This is a genomic window from Pyxidicoccus sp. M15 (assembly GCF_056858435.1).
Genome location: NZ_CM166495.1, coordinates 11,400,107 through 11,420,893 on the forward strand (window position 1 = coordinate 11,400,107; position 20,787 = coordinate 11,420,893).

The following is a 20,787-nucleotide window of genomic DNA, read 5'->3' on the forward strand; positions in this document are numbered from 1 at the left end:
TTCGCTCATGAGGAGCCCCCCACTCCGCTCCGGGCGGCAGCGCGGATGGCCCTCACTGCGTGGGATGCGAGCGCCCAACCGACTCACCGCTTCGGCCGCATGAGGACGTAGCGCCGCGTGCTGCCGTCCACATTGACGGTGGCGACGACGTGCCACCCCTCGGCGCCGAGCTGCTGCAACTGCGCGAGGTCCGCCTCCGGGTCCTCGCGCCGCAGGAACGTGTACTCCACGGCCTGCACGGGAGGGGGCGCCGGAGGCGTCGCGACGGGCGCGGGAGCTTCCGCGGGCGCCGCCTTGCGAGGGGCGGTCGCCGTGCGGGTCGAGGACGCACGCGGCGGCGGAACGGCGACGCGCGCGGGAGCCGGAGCGGCGGGCGGAGCCTCTCCCTGGGAGGAAGGCGGCGTGGAGGCGTCGGGGCGTGTGTCGGGCGCGGGAGCCGAGGCCTGCGCCAGGGCGGCGCACGGAACCAGCGAGACACCCACGGCTCCAGCCACGAGGCACGCGGTGACGAGAAGTGACGGGAGACTGCGGAGCATGGGTGCGCACTCCAGGGGGTGACGGCCACGCATCTACTCCGGCCGCCGCTGCCCCGGAAGCCCTCCGCGCACGGGCCCGTCCGGAAGGGCACCGCGAGGCTCGGGGCCCGCCGTCCCTGAGTGCCCGGACGCCTTGAGCCGCAACGAAGTCACCGCACCGGAGCGCATGGGCTCGCTCCGGTGCGTTGAACCTCGGGTTTGACACCCGCCCACGGTTTGAAGCGCCCCCCGGCACCGAAAACCGCGGCCCCCCTCCCCCTCGGGCTGAAACAAAACCGAACCGGCCCCCCATGCGCGTCACGCACCCGGTGCCGCCAACCGTGGAGCGGTTGGAGACACCCTCTCCATGAGCAAGCGCTGTACCGAGGCGCCCAGGCCCCCCGCACACTGTCATCTCCAGCACTTATCGCGACCCGTGTGGACCCACAGGCCACAACCGGGCCCCGGTTGTGACTCGCGACGCCACACGCCGCCAGGGACGGGGACTACGGCTTCGCGGCCCCTTCCGGGTGCAGCAGCCGGAACAGCTCCTCCAGCCCCCGGCCCAGGGACGGGCCGGGCTGCAGGAGCGCCAGCGAGGGCACCTCCACCCAGCGTGCGCCCGACAGCCCCGGAAGCGCGCGCACCTTGTCCTTGCCCACGTCCACGTCCGCGGCGTCCACCACCACGTCGGGCCGCGCCCTCACCGCACGCTCCACGGAATACACGGGATACGCGGAGCCCCCATCCGCCGCCACGTTGATGCCACCCGCATCCTTCAGCAACTCGTTCGCGAAGGAGCCGGGCCCGGCCACCACGAGCGGCTCGAAGCCATAGGCGAACAGCACGCGCGGCGCGGGGAGCTTGCTGGCGGCCTCGCGGATGCGGGTGCGCGTGGCCTCGATGCGCGAGATGACGGCGTCCGCCTCCTTCGCACGGCCGAGTGCCCTGCCCACCTCGCGCATGCCAGCGAGCACGTCCGCCACGGAGTGCAGGGGCAGGAGCAGCACGGGCACGCCCAGCTCCGCCATCTTCTCCACGGGACGCTGGTTGCCCGGCCCCGGCTGCACCAGGACGAGGTCCGGCTTGAGCGCCACCACGGCCTCGACGGACGGGTCCACGAAGCCGCCCACGCGAGGGAGCTTCTCCACCTCCTTCGCCTCGTCGAAGCGCGACACGCCCACCAGCGTGCTGCCCGCGCCCAGGGTGAGCACCATCTCCGTCAACGAAGGCGCCAGCGTCACCACGCGCCGCACCTGCGCCGGAGCGCGGGGCCCCAGCCTGTGCGGCCCCTGGGGCGTGGGGACACTCGCGGCCTGCGCCGTGCCCGCAACGAGGCAGCACAGCACGGTGGCCAGCAGGGCGAGGCCCCTGGGGCGCGAGGTGGAAGGGCTCACGTTCATCATCACGGCGGACTCACCTTCAGCGCGGCGGCTGCGACGGGGGAGGGGCTCGACACGGGTACTCATGGCTTCAACGAACGGCGGCCTGGTGCGCTTCCAGGCGGAGGACACGGCGACCTTCATGGCAGCGCGGTGACGTCGATGGCGTTGGACACGGGCCGGCGCGGGTCCACGGGGCACGTCTCGAGCGCGGGGCCTCGCGCCTGGGCCGTCGTGTTGCCACGCCGCTCCACGAGGCGCCCCTCCTCCACCTCCACCACGAAGACGCGGCCCGCGTTGGTGTCTCCGAGATACACGGCGCCACCCGCCACGGCGAAGCGGCCGGCCACGGCGAGACGGCAGCCCTCCGTGCCGGGCTCGCAGCCAGGGCTCAGCGCGTACGACGCCACCGGCACGTCGTCCTTCACCAGCACCAGCCCGGTGGCACGCACGGAGTCGGCGCGGCTGCCATTGGCGCGGTCCAGCCGGGCCTCGCCCAGGCAGGCCACCACGAGCTGCGCGCCCACCGCTTCCACATAGCCCGCGTTGAGACAGTCGTCCGCGCCCAGGTCGATGGCGCGCACGCCGCCATCCACGGGGTCGATGCGCGCGAGCATGCCCGGGCCGTTGGGGAGGTAGTTGTTGAAGGGATTGAGGTTGGTGAGGGCCACGTAGACGCCGCCGTCCGTCGCCGTCGCCGAGTACGGCAGCGGCATCACCGTGCCGCCGTCGAAGGACTTCAGGTCCAGACCGGTGAGGGGGAGCGTGTCCAGCTTGCGAGGCTGCTCGGGGTTGGAGACGTCCACCCGGGCCACGGCGTTGCCCTGCTGGAAGTTGGAGCCGGCGGTGCCGAACAGCGGGACGTACAGCGTCGTGCCCCACTTCGCGATGGCCTGCGGGCTGGTGTTGGGCCCCAGGTTGATTTGCGTCACGGTGCGCAGGCCCAGTCCGCCGCCCTGGGCGGGGCCCTCGCGCTTGAGCACCTGGAGCGTGTTGTTCACCGAGTCGGCGATGTAGACGTACGGCGGGTCCACGAAGACGTCGTTGGGCGAGCTGGCCACCGAGCCCAGCGAGTCCTCCTCCGCCACCGTGCCCAGCTCGCCACCCGCGGCCTGGAGCAACCGGGAGTTCGTCGCGTCCGCGGCGAGCACGAAGCCGTCCCACGCCGCGAGCGACTGCACGCCCCCACCGAACTGCCGCCGGGGCCCGAGCCCGTCCGTCCCCGCCTGGATGCCCACGAGCTGCCCGTTGGTGTAGCAGGCCGTCACCACGTCGTACGCGCAGCGGCCCGCGTGGCACGTCTGCACGTCCGGGCACGCATTGCCGCACGCGCCACAGTTCAGCGCGTCCGCCCTCAAGTCGATGCACGAGTCGCCGCAGCGCGCCGTGCCCGCGGAGCAGCCCTCGCGGCACGTGCCCGACTCGCACACGAGCCCGGAGGGGCACGCGTTGCCACAGGCGCCGCAGTGGGCCACGTCCGTCGCCGTGGCCACGCACGCGCCACCGCAGGACTCCGTTCCCGGGCGGCAGGCACAGGTGCCCTCCTGGCAGGACTGGCCATCGCCGCACGCGTTGCCACAGGCGCCGCAGTTCGCGGTGTCACCGCCCAGGTCCACGCAGGCGTTGCCGCAGACGGTGAGGCCGGAGGTGCACACCACGCCCTCTTCCGGGCAGCCGGTGAGCGACAGGGCCATCACGGCCACGAGCAGGGCGGGGAGAAACGACACATCCGGGACGCGGGGGCGGCCCGCACCGAGCGAGGCGCCCCCCGGCTGACGGGGGCTGCGGAAGGAACGTTCATTCCGCGAGTCCTCCGCCCGGAGGGGGGCAGTGGGCTCCTCCGGCGAACGGCCGCGCCGGAAGGAACGTTCATTCCGCGAGTCCTCTGCCCGCGGGGGTGGAGGGCTACCGCGTCCTGCGTCAGGGAGGCGAGGCATGCTGTTCCTCGGAAGAAGAGGCAGAGGCGGAAGAGGCGTCCCGGTCGAGCGCCACCGCGAGCGTCACGTACGCGGCACGACCCGGCAGCGGGAAGCCGGTGAAGTCATAGGCCCGCACGTCGATGAGGTTCTTCACCTCCACGGACAGGGTGACGTCCGGCCCGTGCAGGAAGGTGCTGGATGCGCCCGCGCTCAGCAGCGTGCGAGAAGGCAGGCTGCGTGAGCCCGTGCGGTTGACGAGCTGCGAGGACTGGTAGAGCACCTCGGTACGCGCGTTGAGCCACTCCGGCCCCGCGCGCACGCGCCCCACCCACTTCTGTCGCGGGCGATACGGCAGGTCCATGCCGAAGAAGCGCGGGTCCCCGAAGCGGTTCTGCGTGCGCAGCCACGTATAGCTCGCACTGGCGGACAGCCACGGGAGCGGACGGGCCTCGCCCTCCAGCTCCACGCCCCACACGCGCGCGGCGTCGAAGTTGTACGGCCGAGCGAGCAGCGGTGGATACAGCTCGTAGGCAATGAGGTTCTCGTACAGCGCGCCGAAGCCGCCGACGGTGGCGCTCCACAGGGGCTCCGCATCGACGCTGGACTCGGAGTGCCACGACACCGCCGCGTCCGCGTACAGGGCGCGCTCGGGCTTGAGCCCCGGGTTGGGCAGCAGCGTGCCCTGGCGGATGTAGAGCTCCAGGAAGGACGGCGCGCGGTGGGACTGGCCGACATTCGCGCGCAGGCCGAAGCCACCGCCCAAGGCCACGGACGCCCCCAGCTTCGGCGCCAGCAGCCAGTACGGCCCCACCCGCTCCACCCGCAGCGAGGGCACCACATTCACCGTGCCGCCCAGCAGCCGCACCTCGTCCATGGCCATGACGCTCGCGCGCCACCAGGACGCGGACTGCGCATCCTGCGCCTCGGTGACTCCCTCGCCGGAGGTGGCCACCGTGACGGTGAGCGACTGCCGCGCTCCGAGCGTCCGGCGCCCCTCCAGCTCCACGCCGCCCACCGAGTGCCGCTGCACACCGCCCGCTCCCGGCAGCTCCCCCGTCACCTCCAGCCCGTCGCGGCGGAAGAAGCCTCGCGCGCTCCCCTGCCCCACCGAGCCGAGGAGGCCCGACCAACGCAGTCCCAGCGCCAGCCGTCCCAGCTCCTGGTTGCCGGAGGACTGGGGGTTCTGCACCGTGCCGGGGATGGCGCGGTCCTCCAGCGCCAGCTCCGCGAGCGCATCCAGCCGCGAACCGCCGGGCAGCCGTCGCCGGTAGCGCAGCAGCCCGCCGCCGCCCTGAGCGTCGTTGCGCGCACGCGCCTGCGGGGTGAGCGGGTTGTCGTCCACGGCGGGCAGCTCATCCACCTCGTAGGCGAAGTCCCCGTCCGAGCGCCCCGCGTGGAGCAGCAGCAGCGCCTGCCCCCCGAGAAGTGGACCGGTGGCGGCCACATGACCCAGCGCCGTGTCCCAGCTCCCGTACGTCACCTCGCCGCTGGCGCGCAGATTCGGGCCGGGCGCGCGGGTGATGATGTTCACCGCCCCGCCCAGCCCTCCCGAGCCGTAGCGTGCGCCCGCGCCGCCGCGCAGCACCTCGAAGCGCTCCACCAGTGCGGCGGGAATCTGCGACAGGTCCGCCATGCCGCCCGCGCCGTTGAGGGGGATGCCGTCCAGGAACACGAGCACGCCGTTGGCCGCGGCGCCGCGCACCACCAGGCTCTTGCTCTGCCCGTAGCCGCCGGAGTCCTGCACCGCGAGGCCCACGGAGCCCACGAGCAGCTCCGCCGTGTCACGCGCCTCGCCCGCATGCTCGCGAGCGTCGATGATGGTGATGGCGCCGGTAGGGTCTCGCCGCTCTGGCGACTCCGGAGGCGGCGGTGTCTTCCCCCGGACGACGGTGGTGCGCGGGGCGGAAGCCACGTCCGACTCGGGCGCGCTGGAGCCCGCGCCTTCCTCCGGGCCCGACACAGGCGCATCGGCCCGTGGATTCGCTCCAGACGCTGAGCCCGACGCAGGCACATCAGCCCGAGGATTCGCTCCAGGCTCGGAGCTCGCTTCGGAGCCTGGCGCCACCACGGGTGCCGCCACGTCGCGAGGCGGCACCTCGCCACCGGCCTGCGCGCGCGCAAGGAGCGGGATGTTGAGCGCCAGGCACGCCACGGGCCCGGCGAGGAAGGTCCACCGCATGCTCCGCCTTCCGCTCTCTCCATCGAAGAGAGAAGGCCACCCGCCCGCGTCCGGTGAAGGGCACGGTCGAACCCCTGGGCAGGTCTCCTGGCTGACGGGCTCCGGAGTCCGGCGCACGCCGCGCCGTTCCGGAAGGGGCCTTCCGCCTTCCCCCGGAGCGCCGCGAGGCCGCTGCCGGAGTGGCGACTGACCGAAGTCCCCGGCCCTGACCTCAGGGCTGCCCGTTCACAGTGGCGGGACCGCGCCGGATTCGCACCGGCTTCCCTCTTGAAAGCCCGACATGGGCACCCAAGGGCGCACCCCTTCTAGGGGGTCACCCCCCTCGCGTCAAGCGAGCCGGGGAGCGCAGCCCCGACGTGCGCACGTAGTGCTCGAAGGCGCACGCCTGGAGGAACACCAGCTCCACTCCGCCCAGCCGCAGCGCGTCCCGCTGGAAGAGCAGCGCCGGCCGGCCGGGGACGATCAACACACCCCCCTGGAACGTCCCGTTGTGGCTCTCCAGGTCCGTGACGCTCCACATGCCGGTGTGCGGCTCGCGCCGGAAACGCGCGTGCATGCGCGACACGGTGGGCTCCGACAGGACGATGTCGCACTCGGGGCTCCGGCCCACCGTCACCTCGGAGGCGTCGGCGCGCGGACGCGGGCGCACCTCGAAGACGAGCGGCTCCATGGAGCGTGCCTGGGGCCGCCGCCCCGTCTGCGTCAGTCCCTCCGTGCGCACCACGGACGTTGGCAGCGCGGGCACGGACTCCCACACCAGCACGGGCCAGTGGAGGGTGCGCAGCAGGGCCTCGCGGTCGGCCTGCAGCTGGGAGGACAGGGTGGACAGGCGATGGAGCACCGGCACGTTCCTCCAGCGCGAACAAAGGCGGAGCGAACCTGTGCATGGGGGTTCCATCCGGACACCCCCTCGCGTTCATTTTCGTAGGACACAAGGGCCCTGACGCGCCGGCCCGCCCCGTGGGACTCGCACCCACCCGCTCGGAGCCGGGCGAAGGGGCGGCTCGACGCGGTGTGGCACCTTCCAGAGCGCGGCTACTGCTCACCTGCTCCCGCGTCGGCACACGGCACGCCCGCGTCCGGTGCTCCCGGGACGCAGTCCGGGAGCATGGCCGCTTCGACGGGAAGCCATGCCGCCTCGGGCGCCTCGTCCCCGATGAACAGGGGGCCGGAGCCCGCGTCCAGGACGATGATGCGGGCCACCGGGTCCTCCACGGAACAGCCCCCCGCGCACGCCAGGAGCCCCGCGAGGAGCAGGCCGCGGGGGCTGAGGGAGGGGCACCAGCGGAAACAGAAGCTCGGCACGTTGGAGGTCCGGTTCATCGCTTCTCACTCTCGCGCAGCCGGGAAGGGAGCGCCACTCACGGAAGAATCATGAACGCGACCGACAGCCGCGGCTGCACCGCCCAGCCCTCGTGCAGCGGGACGAAGTTCTCCCGGTTCCTGTCCACGTAGCCCAGGACGGGCCGCCCCAGGACGATGTCCATGGCGGCGGAGCCCTCCACCGCGAAGCGCCGCGACAGGCGCCAGCGCACGGAGGTATCGGGGCCGGTGAGGAGCGCGGGGATGAAGCGCGGGCTGGTGGCCTCGACGCCCCGGAACAGGGCGAAGGTGGTCCGCGCGAAGACGAGCACGCCCGCCCCCACGCCCACGCCCCACCGCAGCGGCCCGGAGCGCAGCACCGGCGTGTCCAGCCAGAAGCCGAAGGTGTACTGCTCCAGCCGCACATGGGTCCGCTCGTCGTAGAGGTTGTCCGGCACGCCCGCGAGGAACTGGAAGCGCAGGCGCAGCAACTCGCCCTCCCAGCCGGAGCCGAGCAGCAGGCCCTGGTGGCCCGTCGAGGAGTACCCATCCAGCGCGGCCTGGGCTCCCACCATGAGCTGCCACTGCACGGACGAGCCCTTCGGCGCGGCCTCCGGAGCCGTGGGGGCGTCTTTCACGGGAGGCGGCGGAGTCTCCTCCGCCCGCGAGCCGGAGCCGACGAGGAGCGCCACCATCCATATGAGCCGAAGCCACCCGGTGCCCGATGCCATGGCGCGGACGCTAACGCTCGCGGGCGGAGCGGGGAAGCCCCACGATGACGTGCCGGAAGTGCCCATGTCCGGCGCTCATCGCTGGACGCTCGCGGCCGCGCGCAGCTCGCGGAAGACGCGCAGCAGGTTGCCGCCGAGAAGCTCGTGGAGCTGCTCGCGGGTATGGCCCCGGGCCATGAGGGCCTCGGTGATGCGGGGCAGGTCGGCCACGGAGTCGATGCCCTCTTCGCGTGGAGTGGATGCCGTCGAAGTCCGAGCCCAGGCCCACGGGGTCCACGCAGCGCAGGGGCTGAAGGCGCGCTCTTGCCCCCTGAGAGGCCACTGGAGCATCCGCGCCCGTCCTCGCGGTGGGACGGTTTTCGCGAGCGTGCACGGTGCATGGCGCGCCCTTCCGAGGAGGGCCGCGCTGGCACGCCGGCTGCTCATGGTGCGAGCGACCTCAGGCGGTCGAGCTGACGAGGCGGCCGCGCCGTGGTGGCGCGGAGCGGAGTGCGGAGGTGGTTGATGCTGACGGCGGGGAAGCGGTTGGCGGTGTTCTCCATTCGCGAGGGCAAGGGCGGGAGCATCTGGGTGCGGGCGGGGAGCGCCTTCGTGAACAAGGACGGCTCGCTGAACGTGTTGCTGGATGTGCTGCCGCTGGACGGGAAGCTGCACGTGCGCGAGGCGGCGGAGAAGCGGGACACGGCGGCGGCGGGCAGCCGGTACGCGGGCGAGCCGGGCCTGGATTCGATGCCGGTGGGAGGCCACTCGTGAGGGCGCTGGGGGCGCTGGTGCTGGGTCTGCTGCTGTGCGGCCCCGGCGTGGCGGAGGCCGGCAAGCTGCGCACCCAGTACACCGGCACGGTGAACCTGAACGAGGCCACGGCGGAGCAGCTGGATTTGCTGCCGGGCGTCGGTGAGAAGGCGGCACAGCGCATCATCGAGCATCGCAAGAAGCGGCCCTTCCAGCGCGTGGAGGAGCTGGTTCGGGTGAAGGGCTTCGGGAAGAAGAAGTTCCTCAAGCTCAAGGCGCACCTGGCGCTCGCGGGGCCCACCACCCTGAGGGTGGAGCAGGTGCCCGCCCCTCCCGAGGGAAAGGAGGTGGTCGCCACGAACAACTGAGAACCTGGATGGAAACCCCGGCATGAGGGGCCGCCGCTCCGGACATCTGCTCCTCTCGTGGTCTGGAGCGGCGGCCCTGTCGTGCAACACCGCGTCAATGCGAAGCAGCCAGGGAGGCGACCTCCGGGAGCCGTAGCCAACCCGGGGCATCTTGGTACTCTGCGCCGCCATGAACCGACGCATTGCGAATCTGCTCACCGCGCTGCCCGTCACGGCCGCGCTGGTCGCCCAGCCCGTGCTCGCGTGCACCAGCATGCTGGTGTCCAAGGGCGCCGCGGCCAATGGCGCCACCCTGATGACCTACTCCGCGGACGCGCACGAGCTGTACGGCGAGCTGTACTACACGCCCGCGCGCCAGCACGCGACGGGCGCCATGCGCGACATCATCGAGTGGGACACCGGGAAGTTCCTCGGCCGGATTCCCCAGCCGGCCCAGACGTACTCGGTGGTCGGCAACATGAACGAGCACCAGGTCTCCATCGGCGAGTCCACCTTCACGGGCCGCGAGGAGCTGGAGGGGCCGGCGGGCATCATCGACTACGGCTCGCTCATCTACATCGCCCTGGAGCGCTCGAAGACGGCGCGCGAGGCCATCCAGGTGATGACGAGCCTCGTGGCCGAGCACGGCTACGCCTCCACGGGTGAGACGTTCTCCATCGCCGACCCGAAGGAGGCCTGGCTGATGGAGATGATTGGCAAGGGCAAGGGCCAGAAGGGCGCCGTGTGGGTTGCCCGCAAGCTCCCCGAGGGCTACCTCACCGCTCACGCCAACCAGGCGCGAATCACGAAGTTCCCGCTCAACGAGAAGGCGGACACGCTCTACTCGCCGGACGTCATCTCCTTCGCGCGCGAGAAGGGCTGGTTCAAGGGCGCGGACAAGGACTTCAGCTTCGCGGACGCGTACCACCCCATCGACTTCGGCGGGCAGCGCTTCTCCGAGGGGCGCGTGTGGAGCATCTTCCGCCGCGCGGCGCCGTCCCTGAAGCTGGGCGCGGAGTACGCGGACGGCTCGGCGCCGGGCAAGCGGCTGCCGCTATGGGTGAAGCCGGACAAGGAAGTGTCCGTGCAGGACGCCATGGCGCTGATGAGGGACCACTTCGAGGGCACGCCGCTGGACATGACGAAGGACGTGGGCGCGGGCCCGTACGCGGCGCCCTACCGCTGGCGGCCGATGACGTGGGAGGTGGACGGCAAGAAGTATGTCCACGAGCGCGCCATCTCCACGCAGCAGACGGGCTTCTCGCTCGTCGCGCAGATGCGCTCGTCGCTGCCGTCCCCCATTGGCGGGGTGCTCTGGTTCGGCGTGGATGACACGGCCATGACGGTCTACACGCCGATGTACGCGGGCATCCGCGAGGTGCCGCACAACTTCGCCCAGGGCGTGGCCAGCCGCGGCCAGTTCTCCTGGGACTCGTCCTTCTGGGTGTTCAACTGGGTGTCGAACCAGGCCTACGCGCGCTGGAGCGACATGTCCGTGGACGTGCGGCGCGAGCAGGGCGCGCTGGAGGGCCAGTTCCTCGCGGACCAGGGCGCCATCGAGCAGGCCGCCGTGGAGCTGTACAAGCGCAGCCCCGAGGAGGCGCGCCGCTACCTCACGGACTACTCCGTCAAGCAGGGCGAGAAGGTCCACAACCGCTGGCGCAAGCTCGGTGAGACGCTGCTCGTGAAGTACATCGACGGCAACGTCCGCGACGAGCAGGGCAAGGTGAACCACCCGAAGTACCCGGAAGAGTGGTACCGCCGCATCGTGAAGGAGAAGGGCAAGGCCCTGGAGATGCCGCCCGAGCCGAAGAAGGAGGAGCCGGCCCCCGTGGCCGCCCCGGCCGCGCCCGCCCCGAAGCCCGCGGCGAAGCCCGTCGTGGCCCCGGCGCCGTAGTCCGCCTCCCGGATTCGGCCCCAGGCCCTTCCCGGACCACCGGGGAGGGCCTTTTTTGTTTCTGGAGCCCTGCGGAAGGCACGCCCGGGGGCTCCCAGGGCAGGCGGAAGAGCGGCCCGTCGCTTGCTGGTGACCAACAGGCAACGGATTTTGCTCAGCAGGGGACGCCGCGAAGCGATAGACCTCGTGGAACACCAACGACTGGAGAGACAGGGAGGCGGCAGGTGAAGGATGATGTACCCATGAAGGACACGGCCAGCGACGAGCCGGCACCGCAAGAAGGCGAGCGACCCAAGGGCCCCCCGCTCGGAGAGGTGCTCGAGTTCATGCGCCTGCTCTGGGCCGTGGACCACGGGCTCCAATCCACCTCCAAGCGCATGGAGTCCACCCTGGGGCTCACCGGCCCGCAGCGGCTGGTCGTGCGTCTGGTGGGCCGCTTCCCAGGCATCACCGCCGGCACGCTCGCGCAGATTCTCCACGTCCACCCCAGCACCCTCACCGGCGTCCTCAAGCGCCTGGAGAAGCGGGGCCTGCTGGAGCGCAAGTCGGACCCGCTCGACGGGCGCAAGGCGCTGTTCGCCCTCACCGAGGCGGGCCGCGCGCTCGACATCCCCTCCGAGGGCACGGTGGAGTCCGCCGTGCAGCGCGTCCTGTCGCGCATGTCGCGCACGCGCATCCTCTGCACCCAGGACGTGCTCACCGCGCTCGCGCAGGAGCTGGGCGGCGTCCCCATGCCGGAAGACGAGTCCGCCGACACCGGCGCCCGGAAGCCCGCCGCGCGCTGACCGGCCGCCCGCCCCCCTCCCCCACCCCTGGGAGGGGGCGCCCTGGAAGGGCCGGGTCCCCTCTCGCGTTGCCTCCCGGACCCTCCCCCTTTCGCCTCCTTCCGAAGCCCGACACCGTGGGCACCCTCCCGTGAGCCCCCGGGCCGCGGGTACCTCGCGCCGGACGTGAGGCTGCTAGAGAATCGGGAAATAGGCCGCCCTGGCACGGGTTGGCTCGTCACTGAGCGGACAGGACAGCGTGAACCTCGACACCCCGCAGACCCCAGGCCCCGAGCTGCCGCCCCCGCCTCCCCCGCCCCCGTCGGCGCCGGCCTCCCGGGCCACCCGGCGGGGCTCGCCGGGGGTGGAGGCCCTCCTCACCGCGGTGCGCACCCGCCAGCGCCGGCACCTCTGGGCGCAGGGCGGCATGCTGGGCGCCTCGGCGGCGCTGGTGCTCTTCGCGGCCGGGGGCTTCCTCGGGCTCGTTGCCCCGCGCCTGGGCGGCCCGTTGCTGTGGCTGGCCCTTCCGGTGGGCGTGGCCGTGGCGTGTGTCTTCGGCCTGTGGCTCGCGAAGAAGCAGGTGGGCGACGACGCCCGCACCGCGCGGCTGGTGGGGTTGCGGCGCCCGGAGCTGTCGCTGGACGTGCTGGCCGCCGTGGAGTTGAAGCACGAGCGCGGCCCCCAGGCCGGCTGGTCCTCGGAGCTGGCCGGCGCCTTCCTCCAGCAGATGGACACCCGGGTGCGCACCGTGGACGTGCGCTCCGTGGTGGACGGCCGCCCCGTGCGCCGCGCCGCGCTCGCGTCCGGAGGCGTGCTGCTGGCGCTCGCGGTGCTGATGGGGCTCTGGGGCGGACGGTGGAGCGCGGGCATGGCCCGCATCCGCGAGCTGGGCAAGAGCCCCCAGGCCCAGGCGCAGGCCGAGCCGATTACGGGCGACATCGAGCTGACGTACCGCTACCCCGCGTACACGGGCCTGGCGCAGCGCACCGTGCCCGGCACCAACGGCGAGGTGAGCGCGCCCTCGGGCACCGAGGTGCTCCTCAAGACGCGCTCGGACCGCGCCGTGGAGCGCGCGGACGTGGTGGTCAACGGCCAGCCGCAGCCCCTCAAGGTGACGGAAGGGCGGGACCTCGAGGGCGCCTTCGTCGCGAAGCAGCCCGGCCACTACCGCTTCGTCTTCTACGGGCCGCGCGACAAGCTGCTCGTCACCGGGCCTGAAATCGCCCTCAACGTGGAGGCGGACAAGGCGCCGCAGGTGTCGCTGATGACGCCCGCCACGGAGCTGGAGGTGGACCCCGGCGAGAAGGTGACGCTCAAGTACGAGGCCACCGACGACTATGGCCTGTCCGGCCTCGCGCTCGTCTTCCGCACGCCCGGCACGGCGAAGGAGACGCGCGTGCCGCTGCCGCGCGAGGACGGCCGCCGCAACCGCGCCACCTTCACGTGGGACTTGGGCACGCTGAAAATCCAGCCGGGCGACCGGATTACCTACTACGTGGAGGCGCAGGACAACGACGCGGTGGAGGGCCCCAAGAAGGGCGTCAGCCGCACGCAGGTGCTGCGCGTGTACTCCGCCGCCGAGCACCGCCGCGCCGCGCTGGAGAAGGCCGAGCAGCTGTGGGGCCGCATGGTGGACCACCTCGCCGACCGCCTGGAGGGCCCGGACCGCGCGAAGCAGAAGGACCCGCAGGCCGTCGCCGCCGCGGCCTCCGTGGACACCAGCGGCCAGCAACTGATGACGGACATGCGCACGCTCGCCCAGGAACTGGCGCGCGAGCGCGACGTCCCCAGCGAGCTGGTCTCCGCGCTGAGCCACATCTCCCAGTCGCTGGGCAGCCACATCTCCGGCACCGCCGACTTCCGCCGCCTCTACCTGCGCACCCAGCGCGCGCGGGGCGAGGACTGGGGCACCGGCAACCGCCTCACCGCCGTCGTCAACGAGGAGGTGGACGAGGCGGAGAAGGACATCCTCTACCTGGAGTCGCTGCTGGACCGGCAGAAGCTGGAGGCGCTGCAGGAACTGGCCAAGCAGCTCGCCAACGAGCGGCGCGAGCTGGCCAACCTCGTCGAGCAGTACAAGAACAACCCCGACGAAGACGCGCGGCAGCTGGTGATGGAGCAGATTGCGCAGCTCAAGAACCGCATCAACGAGCTGATGCAGCGCATGGCGGAGATGCGCAAGGGCATCCGCGACGAGCACTACAACGCCGAGGCCCTCTCCGAGATGATGAAGGAGCAGGACCTGCAGAGCGCCATGGACGAGGTGGAGAAGCTCATGCGCGAGGGCAAGACGGACGAGGCCCTGGCGAAGCTCCAGCAGCTCGGCATGCAGATGGACGAGATGCTCCAGAACCTGGACAAGCAGAACGGTGAGCTCGGCTCCGAGCAGTTCCCCGAGCTGACCGAGAAGTTCGGCAAGTTCATGGAGGAGCTGCAGAGCACCGTGCAGGAGCAGCAGAAGGTCGCGGACCAGACGCGCCAGCTCAGGGACCAGGCCCGCTCGCAGAACCGGGAGCGGCTGGCGGAGAAGGGCAAGGCCGCCAAGGACGAGCTGATGCGCAAGGTCCAGCAGGCGCAGGAGGACTACAAGAAGCTGCAGCCCGAGCAGCTCAACAGCCGCGCCGCGCGCCCGCTGGAGGAGGCCCAGTCCGAGCTGCAGAACGTGGAGAACGCGCTGAAGGTGAACGACTTCGACCTCGCGGCCGAGGCCGCCGCGCGCGCCGAGGACGCGGCCCGGCAGCTGTCCATGATGGGTGAGCAGCAGCGGCAGCTGGACGAGATGTTCGGCAACCCGCCCGAGGTGCGCCAGCAGTCCGCCAACCTCGCGCAGCGGCTGGAGCGCGACGCGCGCAACGTGGAGGAGGTCAACAAGCAGCTCCAGTCCCTCTTCCCGCCGCCGGGCTCGCAGCTGTCGCAGCAGGAGAAGCAGCAGCTCCAGCAGCTCGCGCAGCAGCAGGGCCAGCTGGAGCAGCGCGCGCAGGGGCTGCGCCAGCAGATGGAGGAGATGCAGCAGATGGCGCCCCTCTTCGGTGAAGAGGCCACGCAGCAGATGGAGGGCGTGGGCCAGCGCATGGGCGAGGCCTCCCAGCGGATGCAGGGCAAGGACCCGGGCCGCGGCTACGGCGAGCAGCAGGCGGCGCTCGAGGGCCTGCGCCAGTTCCAGCGGCAGATGCAGGAGGGCCAGAAGGGCGGCAAGGGTGGCCTGCCCCTGCCCATGGGCGCGGGCGCGCGCCGGCAGGAGGGTAACGGGAAGGACCCGCGCAACCAGGTGGAGCTGCCGGATGAGGACGCCTTCCAGGCGCCGAAGGAGTTCCGCAAGGACTTGCTCGACGCGATGAAGCAGGGCGCGCCGGAGAAGTACCGCGAGCAGGTGAAGCGCTACTACGAGGAGCTGGTGAAGTGAGCCCCGTGATGAAGCACCCCGCGCCCGTGCGCCCCCTCGTCCGAGCCCCTCTCGCGCTGCTGGCGGTGACGCTCTTCTGCGTGTCGCCCGCGGCGCTGGCGCAGGACGCCTCGCTCAAGGACGAGGTGAAGGAGCGGCTGGGCCGCGTGGAGCAGAACCTGGAGGACTGGGACGTCCCCGGCGCCAAGCGCGAGCTGTCCGAGGTGGAGCCGCTCGTCCCCGAGGAGCTGGAGCCGCTCAAGTACTACCAGGGCCGCGTGGCCTTCGAGGAGGGACGCTACGCCGACGCGGTGTCCCTGCTGGAGGGCGCCAACATCGAGGACAGGCCGGGCAGCTACCTGCGGCTGGCCAAGGACACGCGCGACATCACCAAGAACCACCAGCGCGCGGAGAGCGAGCACTTCATCTTCTTCTACCCGAGGGGGAAGGAGGAGGTGCTGGTGCCCTACGCGCTGGAGACGCTGGAGTCCATCCACCGCGCCATGTCGGAGGACCTGGGCTGGTCGCCGCCGAACGGGAAGATTCGCGTCGAGGTGGTGAACAACGCGCGCGAGCTGTCCAAGGTGAGCACGCTCACCGAGAAGCAGATTCGCACCACCGGCACCATCGCCATCTGCAAGTTCAACAAGCTGATGGTGACCAGTCCCAAGGCCGTGGCCCAGGGCTACGACTGGCAGGACACGCTGGCGCACGAGTACATCCACCTCGTCATCAGCCAGTCGAGCCGCAACTCCGTCCCCATCTGGCTGCACGAGGGCATGGCCAAGTTCCTCGAGTCGCGCTGGCGCGGCAAGGGCGGCATGGCGATGACGCCCTCCACGCTGGCCCTGCTGGGCCGGCGCGTGAAGGCGGACACGCTCATCCCCTTCGAGAAGATGCACCCGTCCATTGCGCTGCTGCCCACCGCCGAGGACGCGGCCACCGCGTTCGCCGAGGTGTTCTACGCCATCGACTACGTGCACCAGACGAAGGGCTCGGCGGGCCTGCGCACCATCATCCACGAGCTGAAGGCCGGGCAGAAGGACCGCAAGGCGGTGGAGGCGGCCATGGGCATGCCCTTCGCCCTCTTCGAGAAGTCCTGGCTGGCCCACATCAAGAAGCAGCCCTTCCCCCAGGAATTCCTGCCGCGCGAGGAGCGCGTGGTGCTGAAGGAGGACGCCAAGGGCAAGGTGAAGGACGAGAGCGAGAAGAAGGGCCGCGAAATCTCCTTCGGCGACTTCGACAACGTGGAGGAGATTCCGGCGCGCCGCTTCGCGCACCTGGGTGAGCTCCTGCGCGAGCGCAACCGCGTGAAGGCCGCGGCGGAGGAGTACGCCAAGGCCCACAAGCTGGTGGGCGACAAGTACGAGTCCGTGTCCAACAAGTACGCGCTGGCGCTGCTGGAGTTGCGGCGGCTGGACGAGGCGGAGAGCGTGCTGCGCGGCAGCCTGCGCGTGTACCCGGGCTCGCCCTCCACCAACGTGCACCTGGGCCGCATCCTCCTGTTCCGCAAGGACTACCCGAAGGCGAAGGTGGCCTACCTGGAGGCCCTGGCGTCGGACCCGTTCGACCCGGAAATCCACCTGGCCCTCACGCGCATCCACGGCGCGCTGGGCGAGACGGCGCTGGCCGCCCGCGCCCGCGCGGCCACCGTGCAGCTCACCGACCTCAAGCCCGAGCAGGTGGACCACGTGGCCCAGACCTTCCTCAAAGAGGAGGAGGAGCTGTCGGAGATGAACGTCGGCGGCAACCCCGCCGCGCCGCAGCAGCCCGCGCCGCAGCAGCCCGCGCCGCCGCCGGCGGCGAAGCCCGACGCCGGGCGCTGACGCCCACCGGCAGGGCGTCCGGCCAGCCGGGCGCCCGCCCCTCCATGGCTGCCCTCCCCCCCGTGCGTAGCTTCACGCGCGGGGAGGACTGATGGAGCTCGACTCGCACATGGCGTTGGCCGTCCCCCGCGGAGAAGCCGCGGGTGTGGACGCCATGCCGCCGAGCGATTCACCCCGACTCCTGGACAGGGACATCGTTGGCCGGCGCACCTCCACCCCCGCGGAGCGTGTGATGGCGCACGAACGCCCGCCCTCACCCGCGCGCGCCGTCTCGCCACCTGTCCAAGGTGCGCTCCCAAAGGCACGGCTTTCCAGAATCAAGAAGCACGAAAGGAGAAGCACGACATGAAGCACACCATTCAGGGAATCATCGTCACGGCCTCGCTCCTCACCGGCGGCTTCGCGCTCGCCCAGGCCCCGAGCAGCATGGCGGGCAGCCCTCCCGGCCAGCAGGGCAAGGCCATGAAGGCCGAGAAGGGCATGGCCGAGTTCCAGGGCTTCATGGCCCCCACGGACGAGAAGGCGCTGCTGGAGCGGCTGCACTACGCCAACCAGCAGGAAATCAAGCTCGGCCAGCTCGCCGAGAAGAACGCGACGAACGCCGACGTGAAGTCCTTTGCCAGCATGATGGTGAAGGACCACACCGCCATGGACCAGAAGCTCATGGACTATGCGAAGGGCAAGGGCCTGAAGCTGGCCGACATGCCCAAGGCCATGAACGACATGGAGAAGAAGATGATGGCCCAGGACAAGGCCACCATGGAGGAGCTCCAGGTGCTCAAGGGCGCCGCCTTCGACTCGTGTTACATGGCCGGCCAGGTGGGGGACCATGACGCCACGCTCGGCAAGGTGATGGCCGCCAAGCAGGCCATGACGGCCATGGACCCGACCATGACGGGGATGATGCAGGAGCTCACCACGAAGGTGCCGCAGCACCGCGAGCAGGCCTGGACCATCCTCGGCAAGCTGGATGACGGCCTGGCCACGGGCGGCTCCGGCGGCACCATGGGCAAGATGGACCACGGCTCCATGGGCCACGGCGCCACCCAGGGCGGCACCACTGCCCCCACCACGCCGGCCCCGAAGCAGTAGTCCCCGTCACAGCCGCAGCCAGGGCGCAATTTCGCACCCATGACGCACCGCGCCTCCTGGGCGTTCCGGGAGGCGCGGCTTCATTGCATGATGCCGCGCCATGACGCTTCGGACTTTGACGCTGACCACGGTTCTCGCCTTCGGCTCGCTGCTGGCGGGCTGCTCCAACAACGCGGACTCCATCTGCGAGAAGCGGCAGAGCTGCTTCAACGACGACCTCGACACCGGGGAGTGCGCCGAGAAAATCGACGCGTGGGTCGAGGACAAGGACGAGGACGAGCGCCGGGAGCGCGTGGAGGAGTGCGCGAGCTGCATCGACGACCGCTCCTGCGCGGAGGTCCTCGAGAGCTGCATCGACGAATGCTACGACATTCCCTCTTGAGGTGAGGCCGCAGCCGCCGGGGCCCGCGTGCGAAGGCGGACCCCGGACGGCGACAGCGTGACTCACGCCGCTACTTGCGCGTCCACTGGTCCAGCCAGGCCAGCACCTCTTCGTGCCACTGCACGCTGTTGGCCGGCTTCACCACCCAGTGGTTCTCATCCGGGAAGTAGAGCAGCTTGGAGGGGATGCCCCGCCGCTGCAGCGCGGTGAAGGTGCCGAGCCCCTGCGTCTCCACCACGCGGAAGTCCTGGCCGCCGTGCACCACCATCATCGGCGTCTTCCACTTCGCCACGTGCTCAATCGGGCTGTGCTTGCGGTAGCCCTCGGGGTTGTCCCAGGGCGTGCCGTTGTGCTCCCACTCGGGGAACCACAGCTCCTCGGTGTCGAAGTAGCCCATGCGCTCGTCGAGGATGCCGTCGTGGTTGACGAGGCACTGGAAGCCGTCCGCCCAGTTGCCGGCAATCCAGTTGATCATGTACCCGCCGTAGCTGGCCCCCAGCGCGCAGCGGCGCTGCTTGTGGATGAACGGGTAGCGCTCCAGCGCGGCGGCGAGGCCCTTCTTCAAGTCCTCCAGCGGCTTGCCCCCCCAGTCATCGCGGATGGCGTCGGTGAAGGCCTGGCCGTAGCCGGTGGAGCCGTGGAAGTCGACCATGACGGCCACGTAGCCGCGGGCGGCGTACACCTGGGGGTTCCACCGGTAGTGGAAGTGGTTGCCGAAGGAGCCCTGGGGCCCTCCGTGGATGAGGAAGGCCAGCGGGTACTGGCGCTTCGCATCGAAGTCCACCGGCTTCACCACCCAGGCGCGCACCGTCTCGTTGTTCCAGCCGGGGAACTCGAACTGCTCGAAGGCGCCGAAGCGGATGCGGGCCAGCGCGTCCTGATTCACCTGCGTGAGCTGGCGCGTCCCGGTGCCGTCCGCGTTCATCACGAACAGGTCCGCGGGCGAGTCCAGGTCGTCATGCACGTAGACGATGCGGCCGCCGCCGGCGGGCTGCGGCGAGTCGTCGGTGCCGTCCTTGGTGAGCTGGCTCACCTTGCCGCTGGCCACGTCCAGCGCGAAGACGGGCTGGATGCCGAGGTGGTTGGCCGTCGCGTAGAGCGTCTTGCCGTCCGCGCTCCACGCGAGGGCGCCGGCGGAGCGGTCCCACTCGTTGGCGAGCACGCGCTCCTGGCCGCCGGGCCACGTGCGCAGGATGACGCGGAAGCGGTCCGCCTCGTAGCCGGGGCGGGACATGGCGAGGTAGGCCAGCGTCTTGCCGTCCGGGCTGAAGACGGGGCTGGTGTCGGTGGCGCGGTTCTTCTCGGTGAGCTTGCGCGGCTTCGCCTTGCCGTCCACCGGGGCGAGGAAGAGGTCCAGGTCCGTGGACCAGGACTCGGAGCGGCCCACGTCGCGGGCGGTGAAGACGACGCCCTTGCCGTCCGGGGTGAAGGTGAACTCCTCCGAGCCGCCGAAGGGCTTGGAGGGGGCGTCCGCGTCCATGCCCTTCATCACGTCCACGGGCGTGCCGCCGGCCACGGGGACGACGAAGATGTGGGAGCGCTTGCCGTCCTTCCACGCGTCCCAGTGACGCACGAAGAGCTTGTCGTAGGTGCGGCCGGAGGCCTTCTTCTTGTTGGAGCGCTCCGTGTCGCGCTGGGTGTTGCACTCCAGGTTGGCGCAGTCGGGGAACACGTCCATGGCCACGGCGAGCTGGCTGCCGTCGGCGGACAGGCGGAAGGCGCCCACGTCGAGGGGGAGCTTCGTCACCTGCTGGGGCTCGCCGCCGTCCACGGGCAGGCGCCACACCTGCGAGGAGCCGCCGCGCGAGGAGAGGAAGAAGAGGCTCTTGCCGTCCGGCGCCCAGGTGGGCTCCGAGTCCGAGTCCGGGTGCGAGGTGAGCTGGCGCGCAGGGCCCTTGGCGTCGAGGCTGACGAGCCACAAGTCATTGCGCCCGCGGTTGGCCTCCATGTCGGTGGAGCGCAGGACGTAGGCAATCTGCTGCCCGTCCGGCGAGACGCGCGGGCCGTTGAGCCGGCGCATCGTGACCTGGTCCTGGATGGTGTACGGCTGGGGCCGGGCCGGCGCCGGGGTGGCGCCAAGGGCCAGGGCCGCGAGTAGCGACAGCGGCAAGGTGAGTCCTCCTGGGTGGGCCGCGTCCGTCGGGGGATGGGCGCGGGCGTGCTTTCGGAGGTGGACGCTGCCCGCTCGGCCGGGCGCTGTCCACCACGCGTCACCTGGAGTGCGCGTGACGCGCCGCGGCCTTCACGTCACCATGACGCCGCGGCGCGAGGGTGTTAGAGGCATGGGCATGAGCGAGCCCATCATCGTCCGCGTCTGGTCCGACTTCGTCTGACCCT

The 20,787-nt window shown here is 71.2% G+C and carries 17 protein-coding genes and 1 riboswitch; of the genes, 8 read left to right on the forward strand and 9 right to left on the reverse strand.

Going from position 1 to position 20,787, the window contains the following annotated elements; translation table 11 throughout:
• Window positions 1-83 precede the first annotated feature (83 nt).
• From ACX9TP_RS42185 to ACX9TP_RS42220, 8 genes are all read right to left on the reverse strand, one after another.
• Complete coding sequence (locus ACX9TP_RS42185; protein WP_482976343.1) at window positions 84-536, reverse strand: hypothetical protein; 453 nt, start codon at window positions 534-536, stop codon at window positions 84-86.
• A 485-nt stretch (window positions 537-1,021) separates the two neighbouring features.
• Window positions 1,022-1,921 (reverse strand): ABC transporter substrate-binding protein, encoded by a 900-nt coding sequence (locus tag ACX9TP_RS42190; protein ID WP_482976344.1) that lies wholly within the window; start codon window positions 1,919-1,921, stop codon window positions 1,022-1,024.
• A 116-nt stretch (window positions 1,922-2,037) separates the two neighbouring features.
• Window positions 2,038-3,591 carry an MXAN_6577-like cysteine-rich protein gene (locus ACX9TP_RS42195; RefSeq protein WP_482982309.1) on the reverse strand — a complete coding sequence of 518 codons (1,554 nt, stop codon included), beginning with the start codon at window positions 3,589-3,591 and terminating at the stop codon, window positions 2,038-2,040.
• 226 nt (window positions 3,592-3,817) lie between these two features.
• Window positions 3,818-5,995 (reverse strand): TonB-dependent receptor plug domain-containing protein, encoded by a 2,178-nt coding sequence (locus tag ACX9TP_RS42200; RefSeq protein ID WP_482976345.1) that lies wholly within the window; start codon window positions 5,993-5,995, stop codon window positions 3,818-3,820.
• A 60-nt stretch (window positions 5,996-6,055) separates the two neighbouring features.
• Window positions 6,056-6,302: riboswitch (cobalamin riboswitch) on the reverse strand.
• Window positions 6,303-6,308: 6 nt separating this feature from the next.
• Window positions 6,309-6,842 (reverse strand): FHA domain-containing protein, encoded by a 534-nt coding sequence (locus ACX9TP_RS42205; RefSeq protein WP_482976346.1) that lies wholly within the window; start codon window positions 6,840-6,842, stop codon window positions 6,309-6,311.
• 188 nt (window positions 6,843-7,030) lie between these two features.
• On the reverse strand, window positions 7,031-7,318 hold the full coding sequence (locus ACX9TP_RS42210; protein WP_482976347.1) for a hypothetical protein: 288 nt from the start codon (window positions 7,316-7,318) through the stop codon (window positions 7,031-7,033).
• A 38-nt stretch (window positions 7,319-7,356) separates the two neighbouring features.
• On the reverse strand, window positions 7,357-7,935 hold the full coding sequence (locus ACX9TP_RS42215) for a hypothetical protein (protein ID WP_482976348.1): 579 nt from the start codon (window positions 7,933-7,935) through the stop codon (window positions 7,357-7,359).
• Window positions 7,936-8,103: 168 nt separating this feature from the next.
• On the reverse strand, window positions 8,104-8,238 hold the full coding sequence (locus ACX9TP_RS42220; protein ID WP_482976349.1) for a hypothetical protein: 135 nt from the start codon (window positions 8,236-8,238) through the stop codon (window positions 8,104-8,106).
• Between the two features lie 294 nt (window positions 8,239-8,532).
• On the opposite strand from ACX9TP_RS42220, the gene ACX9TP_RS42225 reads away from it, so the two are divergent.
• The 8 genes from ACX9TP_RS42225 to ACX9TP_RS42260 all read left to right on the forward strand — a co-directional run bounded on the left by ACX9TP_RS42225 (window position 8,533) and on the right by ACX9TP_RS42260 (window position 18,450).
• Entirely contained in the window at window positions 8,533-8,781 is a 249-nt protein-coding gene (locus tag ACX9TP_RS42225; protein ID WP_267859234.1) for a hypothetical protein, read from the forward strand.
• Window positions 8,778-9,128, forward strand: coding sequence for a ComEA family DNA-binding protein (locus ACX9TP_RS42230; RefSeq protein ID WP_482976350.1), 351 nt, complete (start codon window positions 8,778-8,780; stop codon window positions 9,126-9,128). Before ACX9TP_RS42225 ends, ACX9TP_RS42230 begins: the two co-directional genes overlap by 4 nt.
• Before the next feature lie 169 nt (window positions 9,129-9,297).
• Window positions 9,298-11,004 carry a dipeptidase gene (locus tag ACX9TP_RS42235; protein ID WP_482976351.1) on the forward strand — a complete coding sequence of 569 codons (1,707 nt, stop codon included), beginning with the start codon at window positions 9,298-9,300 and terminating at the stop codon, window positions 11,002-11,004.
• 242 nt (window positions 11,005-11,246) lie between these two features.
• A complete protein-coding gene (locus ACX9TP_RS42240; RefSeq protein WP_482976352.1) occupies window positions 11,247-11,789 on the forward strand; it encodes a MarR family winged helix-turn-helix transcriptional regulator in 543 nt (180 codons plus the stop codon).
• Between the two features lie 238 nt (window positions 11,790-12,027).
• Entirely contained in the window at window positions 12,028-15,171 is a 3,144-nt protein-coding gene (locus ACX9TP_RS42245; protein WP_482976353.1) for a DUF4175 family protein, read from the forward strand.
• A gap of 8 nt (window positions 15,172-15,179) precedes the next feature.
• Window positions 15,180-16,976: a peptidase MA family metallohydrolase gene (locus ACX9TP_RS42250; protein ID WP_482982310.1), complete on the forward strand. Its 1,797-nt coding sequence runs from the start codon at window positions 15,180-15,182 to the stop codon at window positions 16,974-16,976.
• 345 nt (window positions 16,977-17,321) lie between these two features.
• The gene (locus ACX9TP_RS42255; RefSeq protein ID WP_482976354.1) at window positions 17,322-18,068 is read left to right on the forward strand and encodes a DUF4142 domain-containing protein; all 747 of its coding nucleotides are present in this window, start codon (window positions 17,322-17,324) and stop codon (window positions 18,066-18,068) included.
• 100 nt (window positions 18,069-18,168) lie between these two features.
• On the forward strand, window positions 18,169-18,450 hold the full coding sequence (locus tag ACX9TP_RS42260) for a hypothetical protein (protein ID WP_482976355.1): 282 nt from the start codon (window positions 18,169-18,171) through the stop codon (window positions 18,448-18,450).
• Between the two features lie 70 nt (window positions 18,451-18,520).
• Here ACX9TP_RS42260 and ACX9TP_RS42265 read toward each other — a convergent pair whose 3' ends face one another.
• The gene (locus tag ACX9TP_RS42265; protein ID WP_482976356.1) at window positions 18,521-20,560 is read right to left on the reverse strand and encodes a S9 family peptidase; all 2,040 of its coding nucleotides are present in this window, start codon (window positions 20,558-20,560) and stop codon (window positions 18,521-18,523) included.
• Between the last annotated feature and the right edge of the window lie 227 nt (window positions 20,561-20,787).

Coding starts and splice junctions, on each gene's coding strand:
- ACX9TP_RS42185 (WP_482976343.1), bottom strand. CDS start 536: ATGCTCCGCAGTCTCCCGTCACTTCTCGTCACCGCGTGCCTCGTGGCT.
- ACX9TP_RS42190 (WP_482976344.1), bottom strand. CDS start 1,921: ATGATGAACGTGAGCCCTTCCACCTCGCGCCCCAGGGGCCTCGCCCTG.
- ACX9TP_RS42195 (WP_482982309.1), bottom strand. CDS start 3,591: ATGGCCCTGTCGCTCACCGGCTGCCCGGAAGAGGGCGTGGTGTGCACC.
- ACX9TP_RS42200 (WP_482976345.1), bottom strand. CDS start 5,995: ATGCGGTGGACCTTCCTCGCCGGGCCCGTGGCGTGCCTGGCGCTCAAC.
- ACX9TP_RS42210 (WP_482976347.1), bottom strand. CDS start 7,318: ATGAACCGGACCTCCAACGTGCCGAGCTTCTGTTTCCGCTGGTGCCCC.
- ACX9TP_RS42225 (WP_267859234.1), top strand. CDS start 8,533: ATGCTGACGGCGGGGAAGCGGTTGGCGGTGTTCTCCATTCGCGAGGGC.
- ACX9TP_RS42235 (WP_482976351.1), top strand. CDS start 9,298: ATGAACCGACGCATTGCGAATCTGCTCACCGCGCTGCCCGTCACGGCC.
- ACX9TP_RS42240 (WP_482976352.1), top strand. CDS start 11,247: ATGAAGGACACGGCCAGCGACGAGCCGGCACCGCAAGAAGGCGAGCGA.
- ACX9TP_RS42250 (WP_482982310.1), top strand. CDS start 15,180: ATGAAGCACCCCGCGCCCGTGCGCCCCCTCGTCCGAGCCCCTCTCGCG.
- ACX9TP_RS42255 (WP_482976354.1), top strand. CDS start 17,322: ATGAAGCACACCATTCAGGGAATCATCGTCACGGCCTCGCTCCTCACC.
- ACX9TP_RS42260 (WP_482976355.1), top strand. CDS start 18,169: ATGACGCTTCGGACTTTGACGCTGACCACGGTTCTCGCCTTCGGCTCG.